This window comes from Streptomyces sp. NRRL F-5123 (genome assembly GCF_000721495.1).
GTDB lineage: Bacteria > Actinomycetota > Actinomycetes > Streptomycetales > Streptomycetaceae > Actinacidiphila.
Window position 1 is genome coordinate 109,293 of the sequence record NZ_JOHY01000002.1, and the last position, 19,137, is coordinate 128,429.

General features: G+C 69.2%; 21 protein-coding genes and 1 pseudogene. 11 read left to right on the top strand and 11 right to left on the bottom strand.

What is annotated here, in order from left to right; translation table 11 throughout:
- Nucleotides 1–207: 207 nt before the first annotated feature.
- Nucleotides 208–1,248 carry an AAA family ATPase gene (locus IH54_RS0102255; protein ID WP_031512458.1) on the top strand — a complete coding sequence of 347 codons (1,041 nt, stop codon included), beginning with the start codon at nucleotides 208–210 and terminating at the stop codon, nucleotides 1,246–1,248.
- Nucleotides 1,245–1,805 carry a guanylate kinase gene (locus IH54_RS0102260; protein ID WP_031512459.1) on the top strand — a complete coding sequence of 187 codons (561 nt, stop codon included), beginning with the start codon at nucleotides 1,245–1,247 and terminating at the stop codon, nucleotides 1,803–1,805. The genes IH54_RS0102255 and IH54_RS0102260 overlap by 4 nt, the downstream gene beginning before the upstream one ends.
- 33 nt (nucleotides 1,806–1,838) lie before the next feature.
- Here IH54_RS0102260 and IH54_RS0102265 read toward each other — a convergent pair whose 3' ends face one another.
- The 5 genes from IH54_RS0102265 to IH54_RS45240 form a co-directional block, all read right to left on the bottom strand.
- Nucleotides 1,839–2,687 (bottom strand): DUF1932 domain-containing protein, encoded by an 849-nt coding sequence (locus tag IH54_RS0102265; RefSeq protein WP_031512461.1) that lies wholly within the window; start codon nucleotides 2,685–2,687, stop codon nucleotides 1,839–1,841.
- Nucleotides 2,684–3,358: an HAD family hydrolase gene (locus IH54_RS0102270; RefSeq protein ID WP_031512462.1), complete on the bottom strand. Its 675-nt coding sequence runs from the start codon at nucleotides 3,356–3,358 to the stop codon at nucleotides 2,684–2,686. The genes IH54_RS0102265 and IH54_RS0102270 overlap by 4 nt, the downstream gene beginning before the upstream one ends.
- A 13-nt stretch (nucleotides 3,359–3,371) precedes the next feature.
- Nucleotides 3,372–3,524 carry a hypothetical protein gene (locus IH54_RS45235; RefSeq protein ID WP_159011613.1) on the bottom strand — a complete coding sequence of 51 codons (153 nt, stop codon included), beginning with the start codon at nucleotides 3,522–3,524 and terminating at the stop codon, nucleotides 3,372–3,374.
- A gap of 226 nt (nucleotides 3,525–3,750) precedes the next feature.
- Entirely contained in the window at nucleotides 3,751–4,647 is an 897-nt protein-coding gene (locus IH54_RS0102275; RefSeq protein WP_031512463.1) for a hypothetical protein, read from the bottom strand.
- Nucleotides 4,648–5,268: 621 nt separating this feature from the next.
- Nucleotides 5,269–5,937 carry a DUF6000 family protein gene (locus tag IH54_RS45240; RefSeq protein WP_159011615.1) on the bottom strand — a complete coding sequence of 223 codons (669 nt, stop codon included), beginning with the start codon at nucleotides 5,935–5,937 and terminating at the stop codon, nucleotides 5,269–5,271.
- 257 nt (nucleotides 5,938–6,194) lie between these two features.
- On the opposite strand from IH54_RS45240, the gene IH54_RS0102285 reads away from it, so the two are divergent.
- Together IH54_RS0102285 and IH54_RS0102290 are read left to right on the top strand one after the other, a co-directional pair.
- Entirely contained in the window at nucleotides 6,195–6,464 is a 270-nt protein-coding gene (locus IH54_RS0102285; protein WP_031512465.1) for a hypothetical protein, read from the top strand.
- Entirely contained in the window at nucleotides 6,461–6,883 is a 423-nt protein-coding gene (locus IH54_RS0102290) for a PIN domain-containing protein (RefSeq protein ID WP_031512466.1), read from the top strand. Before IH54_RS0102285 ends, IH54_RS0102290 begins: the two co-directional genes overlap by 4 nt.
- Before the next feature lie 187 nt (nucleotides 6,884–7,070).
- Here the strand turns inward: IH54_RS0102290 and IH54_RS0102295 are convergent, their stop codons facing one another.
- On the bottom strand, nucleotides 7,071–8,135 hold the full coding sequence (locus IH54_RS0102295; RefSeq protein WP_031512467.1) for an endonuclease NucS domain-containing protein: 1,065 nt from the start codon (nucleotides 8,133–8,135) through the stop codon (nucleotides 7,071–7,073).
- A 188-nt stretch (nucleotides 8,136–8,323) separates the two neighbouring features.
- On the opposite strand from IH54_RS0102295, the gene IH54_RS0102300 reads away from it, so the two are divergent.
- The 4 genes and pseudogenes from IH54_RS0102300 to IH54_RS0102315 all read left to right on the top strand — a co-directional run bounded on the left by IH54_RS0102300 (nucleotide 8,324) and on the right by IH54_RS0102315 (nucleotide 10,499).
- Entirely contained in the window at nucleotides 8,324–8,794 is a 471-nt protein-coding gene (locus IH54_RS0102300; protein WP_031512468.1) for a DUF6578 domain-containing protein, read from the top strand.
- Between the two features lie 109 nt (nucleotides 8,795–8,903).
- A pseudogene (locus IH54_RS46520) lies at nucleotides 8,904–9,179 on the top strand (restriction endonuclease); the annotation flags it as partial.
- A gap of 505 nt (nucleotides 9,180–9,684) precedes the next feature.
- Entirely contained in the window at nucleotides 9,685–10,146 is a 462-nt protein-coding gene (locus IH54_RS0102310) for a hypothetical protein (RefSeq protein WP_031512470.1), read from the top strand.
- Nucleotides 10,143–10,499, top strand: coding sequence for a hypothetical protein (locus tag IH54_RS0102315; RefSeq protein WP_031512471.1), 357 nt, complete (start codon nucleotides 10,143–10,145; stop codon nucleotides 10,497–10,499). Before IH54_RS0102310 ends, IH54_RS0102315 begins: the two co-directional genes overlap by 4 nt.
- A gap of 680 nt (nucleotides 10,500–11,179) precedes the next feature.
- Here the strand turns inward: IH54_RS0102315 and IH54_RS0102320 are convergent.
- The gene (locus tag IH54_RS0102320; RefSeq protein WP_031512473.1) at nucleotides 11,180–12,205 is read right to left on the bottom strand and encodes a hypothetical protein; all 1,026 of its coding nucleotides are present in this window, start codon (nucleotides 12,203–12,205) and stop codon (nucleotides 11,180–11,182) included.
- Nucleotides 12,206–12,349: 144 nt separating this feature from the next.
- On the opposite strand from IH54_RS0102320, the gene IH54_RS0102325 reads away from it, so the two are divergent.
- Nucleotides 12,350–12,502, top strand: coding sequence for a hypothetical protein (locus tag IH54_RS0102325; RefSeq protein ID WP_420711699.1), 153 nt, complete (start codon nucleotides 12,350–12,352; stop codon nucleotides 12,500–12,502).
- Nucleotides 12,503–12,758: 256 nt separating this feature from the next.
- Here IH54_RS0102325 and IH54_RS0102330 read toward each other — a convergent pair whose 3' ends face one another.
- From IH54_RS0102330 to IH54_RS46530, 3 genes are read right to left on the bottom strand one after another with little or no spacing between them, the layout of a single operon-like run.
- Complete coding sequence (locus tag IH54_RS0102330) at nucleotides 12,759–13,982, bottom strand: ABC transporter permease (protein ID WP_031512476.1); 1,224 nt, start codon at nucleotides 13,980–13,982, stop codon at nucleotides 12,759–12,761.
- Nucleotides 13,979–14,743, bottom strand: a complete 765-nt coding sequence (locus IH54_RS0102335; protein WP_234343320.1) for an ABC transporter ATP-binding protein — start codon at nucleotides 14,741–14,743, stop codon at nucleotides 13,979–13,981. The genes IH54_RS0102330 and IH54_RS0102335 overlap by 4 nt, the downstream gene beginning before the upstream one ends.
- Nucleotides 14,740–15,714: a peptidoglycan-binding protein gene (locus tag IH54_RS46530; RefSeq protein WP_052396990.1), complete on the bottom strand. Its 975-nt coding sequence runs from the start codon at nucleotides 15,712–15,714 to the stop codon at nucleotides 14,740–14,742. The genes IH54_RS0102335 and IH54_RS46530 overlap by 4 nt, the downstream gene beginning before the upstream one ends.
- Between IH54_RS46530 and IH54_RS48030 the strand changes: the two genes are divergently transcribed.
- Entirely contained in the window at nucleotides 15,673–16,104 is a 432-nt protein-coding gene (locus IH54_RS48030) for a sensor histidine kinase (RefSeq protein WP_234343338.1), read from the top strand. The two genes, IH54_RS46530 and IH54_RS48030, sit on opposite strands and share 42 nt — an antisense overlap.
- A gap of 197 nt (nucleotides 16,105–16,301) precedes the next feature.
- Here IH54_RS48030 and IH54_RS0102345 read toward each other — a convergent pair whose 3' ends face one another.
- Complete coding sequence (locus IH54_RS0102345) at nucleotides 16,302–17,633, bottom strand: aspartyl protease family protein (protein ID WP_031512480.1); 1,332 nt, start codon at nucleotides 17,631–17,633, stop codon at nucleotides 16,302–16,304.
- 145 nt (nucleotides 17,634–17,778) lie between these two features.
- Here IH54_RS0102345 and IH54_RS0102350 point away from each other — a divergent pair, with 145 nt between their 5' ends.
- Nucleotides 17,779–19,137: a sensor histidine kinase gene (locus IH54_RS0102350; RefSeq protein WP_031512481.1), complete on the top strand. Its 1,359-nt coding sequence runs from the start codon at nucleotides 17,779–17,781 to the stop codon at nucleotides 19,135–19,137.

Consider the following 19,137-nt stretch of genomic DNA (forward strand, 5'->3'; position numbering starts at 1 on the left):
GACGGGGGCAGGTGTCGGCCGCCACTTAGGCACCGAAGCCGATCAGTGACGACTGCTTCGGTGCGAACCATCACAGCGGCTCGGGAAGCAGTGGAGTATCACGGAGAGTTGCCGAACCTCCTCATCACGGGCTCAGCAACGGGCAGCCTGACTTTTCAACATCCGCTTACACACGCGTTCATGAGAGGCTTGCCTAGGCTCCCGATCATGACCAGCGATGGGCAGGCGGTGGACACGGTGGGTAAGAATCGCCCCGGTTGGCGCCCGGACAAGCTGCGGCAGCAGCGCGAGGCCCACGGTCTGACCCTGGAGGGTGCGGGCGAACGCCTGCGTGAGGTGGCCGGGGCGGCGAATCTGACGGTGCCGGCCGCCAACTTCCAGACTCTGTGGCAGCACGAACAGGGCGAGGTCTACCCCGGGCCGCATTACCGGCGCGCCTACTGCCTGCTGTACCGGGCGACCGAACCCGAGCTCGGTTTCCGCCACGCGTTGCCGGACGAGGCGACGACGCTGAAGTTCACCGCGTCGAGCGAACCGCACGACGGCGCCCACGTACTGGCCGTGGAACGCGCGCTGCTCCAACTCGGGCCTGGCCCTGAGGAGATCGACGGGCCCAGCGTGCAGCAGCGGATACTCGACGCCTGGAAGCGGCGTCACACCGGCGGCGACCCCAACCGACCGACTTTACTGATGGTCGGCGGCTACGCGGGAAGCGGAAAGTCCGAGTTCTCGCGGTTCATATCCCAGCTCACCGGCTGGCCCGTCCTCGACAAGGACCCGATCACGCGCCCGCTGGTCGAGCGCCTGCTCGTGGAATTGGGCAGTGACCCGAACGACCGGCACTCGGACGTCTACCGGGAGAAGGTCCGCCCGCTGGAGTACCAGTGCCTGCTGGAGACCGCATACGCGAACATCGACTGCGCGATCAGCACCGTACTCACCGCACCGTTCGTAGCCGAGGCCACCGACGCCCGGTGGATGCGGCGACTGATCAACCGCTGCGAGGCGCGAGGCGTCACCGTCGTGGTCGTGTGGATCCACTGCGACCTCGACACGATGCACGAGAACATCAGCTTCCGGTCCGCGGCCCGCGACAGCTGGAAACTCCAGAACTGGGATGCCTACGCCGCCGGGCTCGATCTCGACTTGCGGCCCGTCGTTCCCCACCTGAGCGTCGACAACCGGCTCGGCGCCGCGATCTCCCTCACCGACCAGGTACGTCAGGTCTTCGGGGCGGTGTTCCCATGAGGCCGGGCGTTCTGTTGTACGGGCCTCCGGCGGCGGGCAAGGACACGGTCACCGCGGCCCTGACTGAACTCGACGCACGCTACGTCCCCTTTCACCGCCTCAAGGTCGGCAGTGGCAAGTCCACGGGGTACCGGATGGGCACACAGGAGGAGTTGGCCGACCTGGAAGCGCGCGGAGACGTCATCTACCGCAACGAGCGGTACGGCAACGTCTACGTCGTCGACCGGCCCGGGCTCGAACGAGCCATGGAGGACGGGAAGATACCGGTCGTCCACCTCGGCCAGGTGGCGGGGGTGGAGCGGGTAGGCGCTCTCTTCCCGGCGCGCTGGGTGCGTGTGCTGCTGTGGTGTTCTAGGGCGTCCACGGCTGAGCGGTCACAACAGCGGGGGGACACCGACACGGCAGCTCGACTGGCCGCGTGGGACGCCACCCACGCGGACCTCGCCCCGTATCCGCAGGCCGGGTGGGAGGTGCGGGTGGACACGGACGTGACGACGCCCCGGGACGCCGCCCAGCAGATCGACGCCTTCATCCGAAGTGCGGTGGCTCAGCCCTGACCGTCGCGAGGCCGCACCGCCGGGCTCGACGACTCAGCTCGGGTCGTCCGGCTCCACATGCAGGGCTTCCAACGCCTCTGCGATGGTCAGCGCCTGGTCCTTGCTGTCGTCCCAGCGAGCGAGCGTCGCAGCAGCCGCGTGCATAAGGGCGTCCGGCAGTCCGGCGCCCGCGAGCAGAGCGGCCGCGTCCTCGATCTCAGGACCCCAGCGCCAGGCGCGGGCGGCGGTCTTGGGGATGTAGTCGATCTCCACGAGGTAGCTGCGGGTGCGCTTGGCCGCGATCTCCAGCAGCTCGTCCCCGACGCCGTACGCGTCGGCTGCTCCGTACGCCACGGCGGCCAGCACGCGGGAGACCTTCTGGTAGCTGGTGTAGGCGAGCTTCAGCGCGGAGGCCGCGCCGAAACGATCGCCGATGACATGCGTGCGGACATCCGTCTCCGCGAGGAGCTGGACGATCCGGTCGGTCTGTTCGTCGGCACCCGCGAGGTACAGCGTGGGCGTCTTGCCACCGGTCGGGGGCGACCCGACCACCGCGGCATCGACGACCGGCACCGGCTCGAGCAGCTCGGCAATTCGCTTCATACGCGACGGCGCCACGGCATTCGCCTCGACGTAGATCGCATCCGTACCGGTCCGAACTGCCGCGGCCTGGGCTGCGACCTCCTCAGCCGCAGCAGGCGGGCAGAGCGAAAGCACCACCTGGGAGCGCTCGACGAGTTCGGGTAGCGCGACGGGTTGAAGGCCAGCGCTATCCGCTCGGAGACGGGTCGCGTCACTACGGCCGTCGGGGCACCAGAGCACCGTGTGGCCGCGGGCACGGAGTTGGGCGCCGAAGGCCGCCCCCATAGTGCCTGGATGCAGCAGCCCGACCGTCGCTGTCATGACGCCGTCCTCGCACGAACTGCCGTGCACCGAAGGAGGAGATCGATTGCGGCCCGCGCATGAGGAACCGTGTGATCAGGGTCCGGAGCCTGCTGTACCCAGGAACGGCCGTTGTCGACCCAGACGGTGCGCAGTCCGGCCAAGTGCCCGCCGCCGATGTCATTGACCGGGTTGTCGCCCACCATCCAGCCGCCATCACCCAGCGCGGCCCCGCACCGGGCCGCGGCCAGAGCAAAATGCCGGACCTCGGGCTTACGGGCGTCGGCCTCCTCGGAGACGAAGGCGCCGTCCACATGATCGACGATACCGGTGGCCCTCAGCTTGTCCCACTGGATATCCACCGCCCCGTTGGTCGCGACCCCCACCCGCCACCCGGCCGCGCGCAGCTCGTCCAACCCGTCCAGGACCGCACCCGGGCACGACACCATGGCCGCGATGTCAGCGCAGTAGGACCGCCACAACTCCTCCGCCGGCATGAGCAAGCCATAGCGGGTACGGATCGCGTCGAAGGTCGACGGATACGTCCGCTCTGCCACCATCCCCAGGAGGCCCGCTTGCTCCTGGTCCCCCAGGCCATGCCGGGAGGTGAACTGAGCAGACCAGCCGGCTAGCGTTCCTCGCCGGTTTACAAGGGTGTTGTCGAGGTCGAAGAGGACCAGAGGCCGCCGCACGCCCGAACTCTAACTAACCCCTGCCCTGAGCCTGCCCCCGGCGCTGCGATGGCTTGCCGTAGGTGTCCCTCCACCGGGCTCGGTACTGCTCGTTGCCCTGGCCTGCTCCGTTGATGCCCAGCAGGGAGTGCAGCGTGGCGCCGTTGTTCCACAGGCCGAGGGACACCTGCCCAGATCCTGTAACCCGTCCTCTCATAGCTCGCGCCGCACCCCCGTCTGCCGACCAGCGTTCAGTGACTTAGCAAGGATCAAACAGACTTCGGCTCGCTGTTGCGGATCGCAGCCTTCCAGCAGTCGCTTCAACTGTCGCAGCACCATCATTTCCCGGAAGTAGCGCGCCAGGGCCCCCATAAGCACGCACGCGGGCGGTACGAGTGCCGCTGCGGACGGGCTCATGACTCGTAGCTTTTCTTGATGTGCTCAGCAATGGACTGGGCGTTATCGCCGTACAAGCACGAGGTGTGGCGGTTCAGGATGATCGTGGCATCGCCGAGAAGGGCAGAGTTCCGGGAGACCAACTCGACTGCGTCGGCCCTCGGTACGCCGTCGATGAAGCCGTGTGCCAGGAGAGCTGCACAGAGCGCCTCCACAGTTTCACCACAACACCACTCGATCACGAGGTCACCCGCATGGTGATTGTAGCAGTTAGCGAATCCATGAGGTTCCGCTGCCTTGTTGACCAGTTCAGGACGTCGTAGGAGTCGACTCATCAGTAGGTCCCGGATATCCGGGGCGTCAACGCTTTTGGCATCGACCCACCACTCGATCTCATGCCTCTCGTCGCGAGAAAGGTCGTCGGGCAGTCTGCCCCACAAGGCCACCTCGTCGTCGCGCGGAATTGGCAGACGGATGGGGCCGTGGTCAGTTCGTGCCGCAGTTACTTTCCCCAGGCCGATCGCATGGAGTGTCCATCTCCTTCCGTCACCCGTAACACGCAGTCCGGGAACCCCACGGATGCCACCGTAGGAACGGTCGAAGCGCGGCAGAAGCTCGTAAATAACAGCCTCCGCCATAGCTGGTTCCAGAAGCAGATCCAGGCGTTGCCCGTTCGGCACAGCTTTCCGCACGCCCAGTAGCGAGCCATTGAGCTGATGGTCCTGGAAGCTTGCGGCCAAGACGTGGGCCAGGTGGGCTTCCAAGCGCCGCTGGCGCGGATCGGGAGCATCGACAGTCGGAGGCTCGGGACGCACGTTTAGCTGCCGCGCCAATCGAAACGAAGCAGCGAGGGTGAGTGACGTGTTGTCGCGGATCTTCTTCGCCAGTCGCTTCGCGTTGCCTGAGTTGGACATACTTCGCCCTTTCCACATGTCGCCCGGCGACGACAGGAAAGACAGGTGAAGTGTCCTTCTGACTACTGGCTTCACAACTGCGGAGACTCTCAAGAGCCCACTGCTCGGCTCCGACGCCGGGACCGGATGCGACCGAGGCACGCTGCCGCAGCAGCGCTGTACACAAGATACATCAGCGTCGGGTGAGATGCTCGCAAGTCGTGCCACCGACATCGAGGAACGGCAAGTGGCCTTCTCAGCCTCCGCAAGCAGAGCACAACGGGCGCGGAACAGCCGGACTTCCGGAAGGCCGGTAGCCCACTGGTCTCAGTTCTGGTCTCATTCACACCCGTCCACCGGCGTTCAACCGCCTCCACTAGCTCCTTAAGCCACAGGCCAGGATGGGTGTGAACCTCTGTAGACGGCGCCGAGGAGAGTTGGAAAGCGTGTTGGGGGCAACCCCTCACGAGTTCGAATCTCGTATCCTCCGCCAGTGCCTCACCGGGCACGACGTCGAAGGGCCCCCATCCGCGATGAGATCGCGAGCGGTGCTCGGGCCGGGCCCGCCAGGTGAGCCCTATCGCGCCCACCCTTTCCCTGCTCGCCCGGCTGGCTGGCGCACTCGGGTCGCCCCGCTGACGTTCAGAAGAAGGGCGGCAGGTGCCAGCCCCACCAGCCGGGTGGGTAGGTGCCGTCGCGGATGAGTTCGGCGCGTGAGGTAGGGCGTCCGCCTGAGAACAGGTCGAGGTAATCGGCGATCGACCGGCGTAGATCGTCCGGGTCCGCGGCATGGCCCGCGTAGCGCTCCCAAGGCCCACCGGCAGCGAGGAACTCCTGTGCGCGGTGGGCGTCGAGTCGGTCGTCGAGATGGAGCAGTGCGGCCAGGGCCATGCGCGGTCCGTCTTCGTCGCCCCGGGGCAGCGCGACGCGAAGGTACCTGACCAGTGTTTCGGCGTCCTGGTCCTCGCCGAGGCAGACCGCGGCCGGCCCGAGGTCCGCCATACCCCGGTGTTCGTCCTCCGCCGCCATCTCTGCCAGGCGGTTCCGCAGGTCGACACGCCGGCCGGCGGCGATGAGCCACAGACCCACCCCCTGCTCGCGCCGCCCCAGGCGGAGCAGCGTCTCCAACTCGCGTGCCGTGGCCTGCCGGGCATCCCGGCGCAGCCGCCGCTGGAAGAGCCGCAGGCGGGGAAGAGGCAGTAGCAGGGCCGCGCGCGAAAACACGTACCAGTACCGTCCGTGCGCCTTCACGTACCGACGGGTCACCCGCAGTTCCAACGCCCGTTGCGGATCCCGTGTAAGGATCTCCACCCCGAGGCCGTACAGCGCGTCCCACCTGCGCCGAAGGAGGTGGACAGGGCGGAGCGGGAGCATGGCCCTCCTCCTTGCGCGCATCAGTCAGTTGCAGGATGAGGGGAAACGTAGCGCGGTGAACACCCGGCTGACAGCTCCGCGGTCATGCCCGCACCGCCTTGGGGCACCACCACGCATCGACGCACCAAGGGTGACCACCACCCATGTGCCTGCCCTGGTAGCAGGCTCGAAGCACCAGGAGTATGGTGCCTTGTATGGCGAGTAAGAAGGTAACGGTGACGATTCCTGAGGACCTCCTTGACGAGATCCGAGCGGAGGCGGCTGAGCGCGGCCTGTCGGCGTACGTCGCCGAGGCACTGCGGGTCAAGCGTGACCGGGACCGGCTCGTTGAGCTCGTCGGCTGGCTGGAGGAAGAGCACGGCCCGGTCACCGAAGACGAACACACGACAGCCCTCGACGAGCTGAACAGCCTCGACGCCGAGCACGAGCGTCGTCGGACCCGCCGCGTCGGAGACGCCGCGTGAAGAAGCGAGGCGGCGAGCACGGGCCCCCGCTCCGGGTCTTCGTGCTCGATTGCGAAGCCTTGTCCCTGGCCGTTCGCGGTGACCGGAAGATGATCGCCTGGCTCGACCTCGCGGCCCGGGGCGAAGCCGAGGTGGTGACATCCCCGATGACGCTGGTCGAGGCGTACGACAGCAGGACCACCGAGCAGCGCTGGGACTGGGTGCTCTCCCGGCTCAAGGTCGCCGACATCGGAAAGGACGAGGCCCGACAGGCCCGTCGACTTCTGGCCGACACCAAGTTGCACGGGCACAAGTACGCGATCGACGCGGTGCTCGCCGTGATAGCACGACAGCAGCAGGGCCAGGTCACCGTCTTCACCTCGGATGTCGACGACCTGGAGAAACTGGTCCCGGACACCGTCGTCGTCAAGAGGGTGTGATGCGGTCCGGTCTCAATTCTGGTCTCATTCAGCCGCGTCCGGGGCGAACGTCCATCACCCGCCTGGGAGACCGGTTCCGTTGCGGTTCAGAGCGCCTCTATTTCGGTGCGTACGGCCTCGTGCCCGTTGGAAAGCGTGTTGGGGGCAACCCCTCACGAGTTCGAATCTCGTATCCTCCGCCAGTGCCTCACCGGGCACGACGTCGAAGGGCCCCCATCCGCGATAAGAAGCCCGCCCGCCACAGCGCCTGATCGCGGGGGACAGCCTTCTCCCAGTTGACCGGGACGACCCATTCGCGGCGGTCCTCACCGGATTCCGTCGCCGGAGCGTCGGAAGCGTGTTGGTAGGTTCCCTGGAGAGGGAGCCGGCCCATGGGTACCACCTCGTCATCCACGGCGAGGGCCGCGCTCTCGAACGGCTGCGCCTCACCGGAGACGGTCCCGACGCCCACGTAGCCGGCCTTGGGGATGTGGGTGAAGACGCGCGCCCCGATGGGCAGGGCGCGAAGGGTGCGGGAGAACCAGTCCCCACCGCCGGCGGATACGAAGCCGTAGCGGCGTGCATCGTCCCAGCTACGGCCGCCGGGTTCCTCGCCGAACGAGATGTACCAGTCCGTGCCGTTCCACGGTTCCCGCTTTCCTCCGGTCTTGATTCCCACGGACGATTCGGCAGCGTCGACGTCATCGATCAGCCAGGAGCGGGCAAGGTACGAACGGCCCTCATCGGCGAAGTAGCGGAAGAAGAGCACATTGATCGGTACCTGGAAGCCCGATGCCAGATAGGTGACGATTCTCTCGGTCGCAGCGTCGACCTCACTCGCGACCACCGTGAGTGTGTGTGCCCTGTTCAGGGCGTCCGGCGGGCTGCTCCCGAACCGGAGGGCGAACGCCTCGTCCAGTTCCTCCGCCACCCCGGTATCTCGCGCGTAGGCCGCATAGATCTCACGCACCTGCTCGTTGGTCAGATCCTGTACCCAGGTTCCGTAGTCGAGAAGTTGGGCCACGACATCCCGGGGAGTGCGGTCCCGTTTCAGTTCCAGGACGTGCAGGCAGCCCTCGGCGTCCATGCCCAGCAGATCGATGACCTTGCTGTGGCGTGTCAGCAGTTGCCGACCGATGAGCAGTATCGGCCGACCCAGGATTGCTGGGTCGGCCACGATGAGTTCCTCCAGCCGGGACTCCAGCGGCATCGGCGTCGTGGTGACGCGTACTGGTCGGTCATCCACGCGCCACAACCCGAACTCAAGAGGCAAAGCGGCCCCCTCCTTCTCGCTCCGATGTTCCCTGCGCTTCAAGGGATATCAGCGCACGGCGAGGTCCACCGGCATCTCTTCCCATGGCCGAACAAGAGATCCTCTGCCCTGGCCGCCGGGATCGGCGCCTCCATGAGCTGCGTGGCGCGACCCTATGTCGCTCACAATGGACGCATGGACTCGCTGCCGTGTTCGTGGCCGAATGGGAGATGTATTGCTGCGGCGCGCCGTTCGCCGTCGGGACGGAAGTCCGCTGGCACCTGGAGTTCCTCCACGAGGTCGAGTTCGCGGCTCCCGCCGAGGTGATGCTCCCGGTGGACTCCGTCGTGACGACGGCGGCGACGGCGTCGGTCGCCGACCCCGAGCACGCCGAGGGGCTGCGTGGGCGGCTGTTCGCCACCTGGAACAGCAGCGAACCGCCCGAACAAGCGCTGGCCGGCACCGTCCGCCGGATACGCCTCGTACGCCAGCACACGGTGCAGGAGGACCGTGGCGTGACGGTCATACCCGGCAGGTCCCAGCTCACCGAACTCACCACCAGCCGCGACCGTCTCGCCACCGGGTCCATGCTCACCAGGGAGGACTCCTGGGCGGAGACCGGCCTCCTCGTCGACTTGGCGGTGAACCTCGACGACGTCATCGCATCTGTCTCCGGCTGACGGTCCCACAGATGCCGTCCGCATCGGCGGTCTTGGCGCCGGAGCGGTGAGGGCGCCCTGTGGAGTGCCTGGCGACGTCCAAGCGGCTGCCACCCCTCAACCAGCGACAGTGCGTCCTCACGCTCTCCCGTATCTGCCGCTCCTGTACGCCCTCTGCAGGTTTCAGGATGATGCCGAGGTTGAACTGCGCTACAGCGCGGTGGAGTCGGATCTGGGGCGGCTGCTGGCCGAGTACGGCCCTGCCAACAGGACGACGCCCGCTTATCCGTTCCACCACCTGGTCGGTGACGGTGTGTGGGAGGTGCGTACCGATCGCGGCCCGGGTAGTTCCGGGAGCGGGGTGCTCCTGCTGCGGGCGGAGGGTGCGACAGGCAGGCTCGTACCGGCGGAGGCGGCGGGACCGGTCTTCCAGGGGCGCGGCGGCCAGCCGGGCCCGCGCCGCCGCGCGGATGCGGTCTGTGGTTCCGGACCTCAACCGCCACCCCCTCGTCCTCGACATGCGCTTGGACGCGACGGTCGAGCTGCCGGAACAGGTCGCCCGCGAGGTCGAGCGCGCCCCTGCGCGACAAGCTCCCGCGGAAGCTGCGCCAGCTCTGTGTGCTGCGAGGAAGAGCATGAAGGCCCACGTCCGGTCCGGTGAGAAGATGCAGCCGATCCTGACCTGAGCGGCTTCGAGCCGGGTGAGGATGTCGACAGTGGACGGCAGGGCCAGTGTCTCGGTACCTCTCTTCCGTCGCGTACGCCGAGGCCCTCGCCTACGGGCCGGCGCCGGAATGGCGCGTAGTACAGCACCCGACGAACATGGTCGGCATCGTTCGCCGGGTCATGAAAGAGGGCACCGCGCTACCGCCTGCTTGACTTCGGAACATATTCCGAAGTAAGCTCGACTCATGTCCAATCTGACCGTTTCGTTCTCCGATCTGTCGAAGAACTCCAAGCGGGTTGCCGACACCGTCGAGCGTGCCCAACGCGTCCATGTGACGCGTCGGGACGGCGAGGATCTGTACCTCACCACCGAGCGTCATGACCGCCAGCGCGAGGAGACCGCCGACATCACCGCTCGGCTCTTCGCAGCCCTGATCAGCAGCGACGAAGGTGCCCGCGCGATTTTGCTCGCACTGCCCGAGGTCTTCCCGTGGACCCGGCACCTGTCGACGGAGGAGGTCCGCGAGTTCGTCGTCGACCTGGTGAACGCAACTCATGACGCCGCGGAACTGGACGTGCACACCAACCTGCACCGAGTCATTGTCGAATGGCGCGCTACTGCCAGAATCCTCGCTGATCCCGAACTGACCGCGCAGATGACCGCTCCGCTTCCGGACGAGGACCATGGCGAGGTACCCGCTCCATGAGCCCCAAACGCGGCGACGACGTCCCACCACCGCCGATCGGCAACGAATGGCGCCTCCGGTTCGCCACGAACGATGCAGCCAAAGGCTGGAGCGACCTGTGCACTGAGGCTCCGGGCAACACCCGGCGCTGTTACGAGGCGCTGCGCGCCGACCCGGCCTCCATAAAGGACCCCGACCGCCAGCACAGGCTTCGCGGGCGACTGGGCGCCGCCACCCTTGGCGGCAATGAATACCCGCAGTGGGAGTACGAGGTCACCGCCGGTGGCCGCGTCCGCTATCTCATCGACCAACCACGCAGGACCGTACACCTCGTCTACGCCTCTACCCGGCACCCCAAGGACACCGAAAGCTAAATCCATCGCATCGCAGGCGAGCGATCAGGTCTCGACCCGAGGCGCGGTGCCCGGTCCGCACCGAACGGGCCATGAACGGCAGTGCGCTTCGGTCGCTACCCAAGGCGATTCTGCAAAGTCCGGTCTCAGTTCTGATCTCGTTCAGGCCCGTCCGACGGCGTTCAAAACCCGGAACACCACCCGCTTCGTTGCGGGTCCGACCGGCTCTGGTCCTTGCGGACGCCGTAGTGAGCCGTTGGAAAGCGTGTTGGGGGCAACCCCTCACGAGTTCGCATCTCGTATCCTCCGCCAGTGCCTCACCGGGCACGACCTCGAAGGGCCCCATCCGCGGTGGGACCCTTCGACGTTCGGGGTCGCGCCAGCGGGGCGGTCCTGTCCGGGCGGGCGGCCGTCGGTTCGCTTCCGGGCGGCCTGTCTGCCCGTACGGTGCGGATGTGACCCGGCCCCTGCTCTTCCTTGACGTCGACGGTCCGCTCATCCCGTTCGGCGGGACGCGGGAGGAGCTCCCGGACGGTTACCCGGCGTACGGGCCGCTCGCAGCCGGTGCGAATGCGCTGCCGGCCAGGGCCGATCCGGCGCTCGGCCCCAAGTTGCCGGATCCGTCCGACGAGCCCGAGCCGTCCGGCCTGCGCTGGGGGGGCACCCGCGCTGTGACGCCCCGGCTCCACACTGCGGACGGGCTACGTCATCAACTCGATGTGCGGATGCTCGGGCTCCGCGGGGCAGACGAACAGGTGCTGGCGGTAGCCGCTGCCTATCTGGACCCCGGTCGCGTTGTAGCCACGGTGGCCGGGGTACGGTCCAGCACCCGGGTGGGGGTGCGGAGACCAGCTGTTCCCGGCGTCGTCCCCTTCCTCGAACGTGGCGACGGTCATCAGGACCTCCATGCCGGTGCCGCACTCGGAGCAGGGCTGCGGGCTGGGGTCGGTGGAGTTCCAAGCGGGCCAGCCGCCGACCTTCCACCCGGGTGCGTTGGACAGCACACAGTCGTAGTACGTGTCCGGGTCCATGTCTTCTTCTGCTGCCTGCGGCACACTCCATTGCTTGAGCTGCTCCCGCAGTTCTTCGCTCAGCTCCAGATGGTCGGGGTACTCGGTGATCTGCTCCGGTTCGAGCACGCACGGTTCCGGTAGATAGCCGTCGAACTGCACTGCGGGCGGCTCGGGGGGCGTGTCGAGGATGTCGGTGACGGCGGCTGCCGAACGCCAGAAGAGCCGGGTCCTGGGCATGATCGGATGATCGAAGGGGCACCACAGGACCTGCAGCAGGTCCTTGCCCTCCGGCGGGCTCAGATCGGGCACATCCCGTAGGTACAGCTGCGCGACGGGCAGCATCGCTATGGGGCCGTCGTACGCCTGGACCGCCAGCCTCACCGGATAGGTCCGAGGGGGCCGGATCCGCTCGAGAGTCTCCCGTTCCTCCGGAGTCAGGTCCCGGCCGTGCGAGGCGGCGAAGATCCGTCGTTCCAGCCGCAGATGCGCCGGGGACTGGGCTGGGTTGATGCCATCCACCACATGCGGTTCCTCGCAGTACGGCCACGGCTCCTCGGCGGGCCACAGCAGCGGCCCGCCGATCGAGCTGTCGTGCCATGTCGGCGCCCCGGGGCGGGGGTGCAGGCGGGTCGCAGTGCGGGCCAGTGGGACCAGTTGGGGAAAGACCGCGGCAACGTCGATCGGCCGTGGCGGAGTGACAGGAGTGACATTCATGGCCGCGATCTTGCCAATCGCCTCTGACAACAGCCCTCGTGGCCGCCCCACGAAGAGTTCCGGCACGGGCCCAGGAACGCGTGCGAAGCCGAGCGCCGCACCGCGCACGACACTTCCCAGACCGAACTCGCCAGGCGTGCCCGCGTGACGCAACCCCAGGTCCCGAAGCTCGAACTCGGCGGCACTGTCCCGACTTTTCCCCGGCTCGCCTGGCTCGCCGGCGCACTCGAAGCGTCGCTCGACATCGCTTTCGACGGTGACACCTCCGCCGTCGAGTTCATCGCGCCCGCTGCATAAGAGCCACCGGTCTCAGTCCTGGTCTCCTTCGTGCCTGTCCACCGGCGTCCGTGAGCCTCTCGCTCGACCGTTCCATCGCAGGTCAGGACGCCTGGGGTCGCCGTCGAACTCCAAGGTGAGCAGTTGGAGAGCGTGTTGGGGGCGCCCCCCTCACGAGTTCGCATCTCGTATCCTCCGCACCCGCCCACCAGGGCAGACGAGGGCCCCGACCGCTCGCGGTGGGGCCCTTCGGCACGCAGCGTTGCGGCCGCCGTGATCAGGTGGCGGCCAGTGCCTCGGTCGGGGGGAGCCGGGCTGCCCGGGCGGCCGGGTAGAAGCCGGCCAGGCCGCCGATGACCAGCGTGGCGGCCACTCCGCCGGCCATGGCCCACGGCGGTACCAGGGTCGGCCAGCCCCGGTAGCCCGCGTATCCGGCGGTCACCGCGATGCCCATGGCGACCCCGCCGAGGCCACCGAGGGCGGACAGCAGCAGTGACTCGCACAGGAACTGTGTGCGGACCTGGCCCCGGGTGGCGCCCAGCGAGCGGCGCAGGCCGATCTCGGCCCGGCGCTCCAGGACCGAGATGACCATGGTGTTGGCCACCCCGACCCCACCGACCAGCAGCGCCACCGCGCCCAGGCCCAGCAGCAGCCCGGAGAGGGCGTCGTCGGTGGCCTGCTTCGCCGCCAGGGCGTCCGACGGACGGGAGACGTCCACCTCGTTGGGGTTCTCCGGGTTGGCGGTGGCGGCGAGCACCTGCTGGACATCGGCGACATGGTCCTCCTCGGCGCGGGTGTAGACCGTCGTCGGGTAGCCGTTGAAGCCCAGTTCCTGCTCGGCAACCGGCCAGCCGATCAGCGCGGCCGAATCCAGTTCGGGGGCCAGCTCGTCGGTGGCCAGCAGGCCGACCACGGTGAACCACCGGCCGCCCAGCCACACCTGGACCTCGGGCCCGGCCTGGTACACGCCGAGCTGCTGGGCGGACCGCGAGCCGAGGACGACCGCCGGGTAGCGTTCGGTGGCGGCGTCGAGCCAGCGGCCGGACACGACGTCGATACCGACCGCCCCGGCCAGGTCGGTGCGGGCCGCGTACACCGAGATGCCGCCGGTCTGCACCGCTGGGATGCGGTCGTTGCGGTACACCTTCGCGTCGGTCCTGCCGATCGCCGACACAGACTCGACGGCGTCGATGCCGCGCACCATCTCCACTGCCTCGTCGGGCAGATGCGCCGCGCCGCCAGCGAAGGTCTTCCCGGGGGCCACGGTGAGCAGGTTGGTGCCGAGCGCGGCCAGTTTGCGGTTCAGCTCCGCGGTGCTGGAGGCGGAGATGCCGACCACACCGATCATCGCGGCGATGCCGATGGCGATACCGAGAGCGGAGAGGAAGACCCGCAGCGGGCGTGAACGCAACCCGGAGCCGCCGGTGCGGATCACGTCCGCCAGGCTGAGCCGGGCGGGCCTGGGGCGGGACGAGGCCGGTGACGGTGTCGTCGCTGTCATGCGCCCACCCGCTCCGGCCGGGCCGAGTCGTGCTCGATGCGGCCGTCCTTGATACGTACCTCGCGCGGCAGCGATGCCGCGATCGCCTGGTCGTGCGTGATGACCACGACCGTCGTGCCGGCCCGGTGCAGTTCGTGCAGCAGGTCCATGACCACCGCACCGGAACGTGAGTCGAGGGCACCGGTCGGCTCGTCGGCGAGCAGCAGCAGCGGGCCTGACCGGCCGGCGGCCGGGGAAGGGCCGCCGAGCACCGCCCGGGCGATCGCGACGCGCTGCTTCTCGCCGCCGGAGAGCTGGTGCGGCTCGTTGTGGAGCCGGTGGCCCAGGCCCACCCGGTCCAGGGTCTGCCGCGCCAGGCGGCGGCGCTCACGCAGTGGCCGGCCGCTGTAGAGCAGCCCGTCGGCCACCGCGTCCAGGGCCGGGACGCCGGCCGCCAGGTGGAAGGACTGGAAGACGAAGCCGATGGTGCGGGCACGCAGCGCGGACAGCTCGCGGTCGGAGAGGTCGTCGACGGCGTGGCCGTCGATGCGGACCGTACCGGAGGCGGGAAGGTCCAGGGTCCCCATGAGGTTGAGCATCGTGGACTTGCCGGAACCGGACGGGCCGACGATCGCCAGCATCTCCCCGCGCCGGATCACCAGGTCCGCGTCGGCGAGAGCGGCCACGTCGCCGTACGTCTTCGACACGCCGGACAGCACGACCACGGGCGGCTCGGCCCCGGACACCCCGCACGCGGACGGTTCGATCGATGGCCGCCTCACTGCGGGATCCCCACCTTCAGGCCCATGGTGATGCCGCTGCCGGACACCTCGACCATGCCGCCTGCGAACAGGCCGAGCTTCACCGGGCGGTACTGCACCCCTTCGGCGGTGACGGCCTGTACCGCGTAGCCCCCGCCCTTGCGGGCGACCAGGGCGTTGACGGGCACGGCGAGGACGTCCCGGCGGGTCTCCGCGACCAGCGTCACCTGCACCGGCGCGGCCTGGTAGCGGCCGAGCCCCTTCTGGTCGGGGACCGACAGCTCGACCGGCAGGGTGGTCGTGTCGCTGCTGCCGCTTCCGTCGGCGGGCTCGGCGGTGGCGGCGTTGCCGACGCGGGTGACGGTGGCGTCGGCCTCGGTGCCGTCGGGGAGCTTCACGGTGGCCTTGGTGCCCTGCTTGACCAGGTCCTCGTACCGCGTTTCCAGATCGACGGTGACGAGCCGCTCGGTACCGGTCCACGTGAGGATCTCGCCGGAGGCCGCGGTGTCGGCGACGGCCTTGACCTCGGCGACGCGTCTGGCGCCGGAGGCGACGACGGCGTCACCGGGCGCGACCTTGCCGGTCTGCTCGCGGCCCAGGTCCTTCTGCCAGGCGCGCACGGCGCCCGCGGTGCCGGCGGTGTACGTGCGGTCCACCGTGAAGCCGCTGTAGCCGAGGGCGGCGAGGTTCTTCTCCAGCATCCGGACGTCTTCGCCCTCGGCGCCGACCTCCAGGGTGATGTAAAGCGGCGTGGAGCCGTAGAGCAGCGGCACCTTGTTCTCGTTCACGCGGTAGACCGCCTCACCGCGCTCGATCACCGCGCCCTCGGCGGGCAGCCAGGTGAGTGTCCCGGAGCCGGAGCCGGAGCCGGATCCCGAGCCCGAGCCGGCGCCCGAGCCGCCCGTGCCGGCGCCGTCCTGGGCCGGCGGCTCGCCCCCGCCGCTCCCGGCCTGCACGGAAATCGGGTCACCGTAGCCGAGGGTGCCGGCCACGGTCTCGAAGTCGCCGACCAGGGCCCCGGCCTCACCCCCGAACAGGCGGAGCGCGTCTTCGAACGCTTCTACCGCACCGACACCTCACGTACCCGCCACACCGGCGGCTCCGGACCCGGACTCGCCATCGTGGCCTCACTGGCCGCCGCCCACGGCGGCGCCGTGAGCGTCCGCACCTCGCCAGGGGACGGGGCGACGTTCCGCGTCACCCTGCCGCTCGCCGACACCGACGCACCTGCGGGCGAGCCCGGCGGGACGCCCGACGACCCGGGCGAGCCGAACGCCGCGGGCGGCCCGCCGGCGGGAGGACGGCCTGCGGGACCGAACCCGCGACGGGGGCGCGGTCCCGTTCACCGCCCGGCCGGACGGGCAGAGGGCACCGCCGGCTGAAACCTTGACGACGAACCCCGGCCCATGGGACTCGGTCTCGTCGAGGTCGCACCCGCCGGACGTCCGGGCCCCGAGTCCCCACCACCATGAACGCCCCGGCGAGCACGTGGAAAGCGTGTGGGGGGCAACCCCTCACGCGATCGTGCGGTCCGCACCCACCGGCCAGGGCGGACGAGGGGCAGGACGTGCGGAGGCGGTCAGCCGACGAAGAGGTTCATGCCGACGTAGTCGAAGGTGACGGCGAACGGCTTGAAGAACTCGTGGGTGAAATTGCCGATGAGGTCGAACCCGGTCTGGCCCTCCCACGGCGTCGGCCCGACGGAGCCGGGAAGATGCCGGCCGACCATGTCTCCGATGCTTATCCGGTCCGGGGCGATCGGATAGACCGTGGTCGTACCGCCGTTGACCGGGATCGGGTGGTCCCAGTCGATCGTGATGCCGGCCCGCTCAGCGTTCGCCACGGTCGTGTTGAGGCCGTTGGCGATGCTGCCGGTGTCCATGACGGCCATCTGCGGGCCGTAGTCGTTGAGCTTCCCCAGCGTGCAGGGGAGGTGGTCGCCGGCCAGCCACAGCGGCTGCGGGCGGAGGGCGGCGCGGGCGGCCTCCGCGTGGAACGCCCGTTGCTGTGCGCTCGTTTTCCGCCGCAGGACGAGTGCCCGGCCCCGGTAATCGATCGTGGTCAGGAAGTGGTGGAAAACCGCGGTTCCGATGGTGCCGGCCGTGACGACGCCGTTCGGAAAGGCCATGATCGCACCATCCGTCCAGCTGACGGGCACGTTGCGCAGTTCGATGTCCCCGAGCCGAAGCGACGGTGCGACACCGAGGAAGGTCGTGACGGCCCTGCCGTTGATGTTCGCCGTCATCGAGGAGACGGCGTCGAGCCCTGCCTCCTCCGCCGCCTCGGTGGTGAGGGTCAGGCCCATGGCTCCGGTGTCGAGGACGAATGTCCCTGGTGCCCGCCCGTTCACGGAAGCCGTCACCTGGGGCAGCGGGTCGATGTCGAGGAAGCGCACCCGGGTGGCCTGCGCGCCGTGCACCTCGTACGGCCGACCGTTCATTTCTGCGAATTGCGCTGCCTGGGCGGCTGGGGCGGGTGGCAGCAGCGGTACGGTGCGGGCGAACATGTCCTGGCGCACGAAGCAGTCCGCGAGCCGCCGCTTGATGTCCGTGTCGTCGGGGGCCAGGCCGTGCGCCTCGCTGAGGTAGCGCTCGGCGCGGGCGAACCGGTTGGACAGCAGCGCGATGTACCCCAGCTGCCCTGCGGCGTGCGCATTGCCAGGATCGTCGCGCAGCAGTCGTGCGTAGCCCCGCCCGGCGGCGGCGAACTCGCCCGACCGGAACAATCGGTCGGGGTCATCGCCCGGGGCCGCAGGGTGGGCCGCGGTGCCGGCGGCTGACGCCGACGGGTAGCCCGCGGCTCCCAGCAGCGGCAGGGCCGCGCTCGCACCGGCGACCAGCCCCGCCCGTCGCAGAAAAGCGCGTCGGCCGAGGCCGTCGCGGACGTCGTCGTTCTCCCTCGTGTGGTTCATGCCACGACCTTGCCGCGCGCCGACCGCCCCACGCGTCTGCCCGCGGCCCGACAGCCGCGTCTGTCGCGAGATGTACGACGGCGCTTCCGCATCCTCCCTACGACAGATACGGCGGCACAGGGACCGCCCCTAGACTCCTCCGGACATGAACGCTCCTGCGGCTCCCGCCCTCCGTGCCTGGGTCGGTCGGACGGTGCTTCCGGACGCCGCACTGGCTTGCGTGCTCTTCGTGGTGTGCCTGCTGGTGAACGGTGCGTTCGACTTGGTACGGACCCAGGCCGACCGGCCTGGCGGCGGTGGGTGGAGCGGACCGGGTGGGTTGTGGGTGTGGTGGGTCGCCACGGCGCTCACCATGGTCGGCGTCACCCTGCGGCGGCGCCGGCCGGTGGCGATGCTCGTCCTGTGCGCACTGTCCGCGGGAGCGCGCGCGGCCGTAGGTGTTCTTCCCACGGTCATGGATCTGGCGGTGCTGATACTCCTCTACACGGTCGCGTCCCTGTGCTCGCGGCCCGCTTCGCTGCTGGCCCTGGGCGGGCTGCTGCTGGGTGCGGCCTGGCTGATCGGTGGCTCGCCGCTCGATCAGCCGCTGCGGATGCCTGCCTTTCAGGTGTGCAGTCGTCATGTCGCCCCGTCCGGGCCGGCCGGAGCCGAGGTCGGGGCCGGGGCCGGGGCCGGGGCCGGGGCCGACGGCATCGGCGTGGCCTGTCACGGCAGCGGGTCCAGTCCGTGGCGCGGCCTGCCCGTGCTGGGATCGGGGCTGGTCACCGCGTGGGCGGTCGGATACGGGAGCCGCAACCGGCGCGCGTACCTTGAACAGCTGCACGCGCGCGCCCAGGGGCTGGAGCGGGAACGGGACCATCAGGCCGCGCTCGCGGTGGCCGCCGAACGCGGACGGATCAGCCGCGAGGTCCACGACGTGGTCGCCCACGGCTTGTCACTGATCGTCGTTCAGGCACAAGGTGCCGAGGCCGCGTTGGACAACCGTCCCGGCGACACCCGCGCCGCCCTGCAGACGATCGTCGCCACCGGCCGCGACGCCCTGTCCGACATGCGCCGGGTACTCGCCGCGCTCGGCGAGACGGAGGACGCCTGGCATTCGCAGCCCGGACTCGCCCGACTGCCCAGCCTGCTCACCCGGGTACGGCACGCGGGCACGCCGGTGCGTCTGCGTATCGACGGGACCCCTGCGGCCCTGCCGTCGCCTGTCGACCTGTCGGCCTACCGCATCGTGCAGGAGGCACTGACCAACGTCGTCAAACACGCTGGTGCGGGCGCGACCGCGGATGTCGTCGTCTCGTACGGCCATGGCGAGGTCGCCATCGAGGTCAGCGACGACGGCCAGGGCATCAGTGGCGACGACCGGGGTACGGCCGGCGGCGGCAACGGCCTGCCGGGCATGCATCGGCGGGTGAAGCTTCTCGGCGGCCGGCTCAGTGCCGAGCCCGGCGACCGGGGCGGGTTCGTCGTCCGGGCCGGTCTTCCGATCAACGGTCGGAACGCGTGA

Coding starts and splice junctions, on each gene's coding strand:
- IH54_RS0102255 (WP_031512458.1), top strand. CDS start 208: ATGACCAGCGATGGGCAGGCGGTGGACACGGTGGGTAAGAATCGCCCC.
- IH54_RS0102260 (WP_031512459.1), top strand. CDS start 1,245: ATGAGGCCGGGCGTTCTGTTGTACGGGCCTCCGGCGGCGGGCAAGGAC.
- IH54_RS0102265 (WP_031512461.1), bottom strand. CDS start 2,687: ATGACAGCGACGGTCGGGCTGCTGCATCCAGGCACTATGGGGGCGGCC.
- IH54_RS0102275 (WP_031512463.1), bottom strand. CDS start 4,647: ATGTCCAACTCAGGCAACGCGAAGCGACTGGCGAAGAAGATCCGCGAC.
- IH54_RS0102285 (WP_031512465.1), top strand. CDS start 6,195: ATGGCGAGTAAGAAGGTAACGGTGACGATTCCTGAGGACCTCCTTGAC.
- IH54_RS0102310 (WP_031512470.1), top strand. CDS start 9,685: ATGTCCAATCTGACCGTTTCGTTCTCCGATCTGTCGAAGAACTCCAAG.
- IH54_RS0102315 (WP_031512471.1), top strand. CDS start 10,143: ATGAGCCCCAAACGCGGCGACGACGTCCCACCACCGCCGATCGGCAAC.
- IH54_RS0102320 (WP_031512473.1), bottom strand. CDS start 12,205: ATGAATGTCACTCCTGTCACTCCGCCACGGCCGATCGACGTTGCCGCG.
- IH54_RS0102330 (WP_031512476.1), bottom strand. CDS start 13,982: ATGACAGCGACGACACCGTCACCGGCCTCGTCCCGCCCCAGGCCCGCC.
- IH54_RS0102345 (WP_031512480.1), bottom strand. CDS start 17,633: ATGAACCACACGAGGGAGAACGACGACGTCCGCGACGGCCTCGGCCGA.
- IH54_RS0102350 (WP_031512481.1), top strand. CDS start 17,779: ATGAACGCTCCTGCGGCTCCCGCCCTCCGTGCCTGGGTCGGTCGGACG.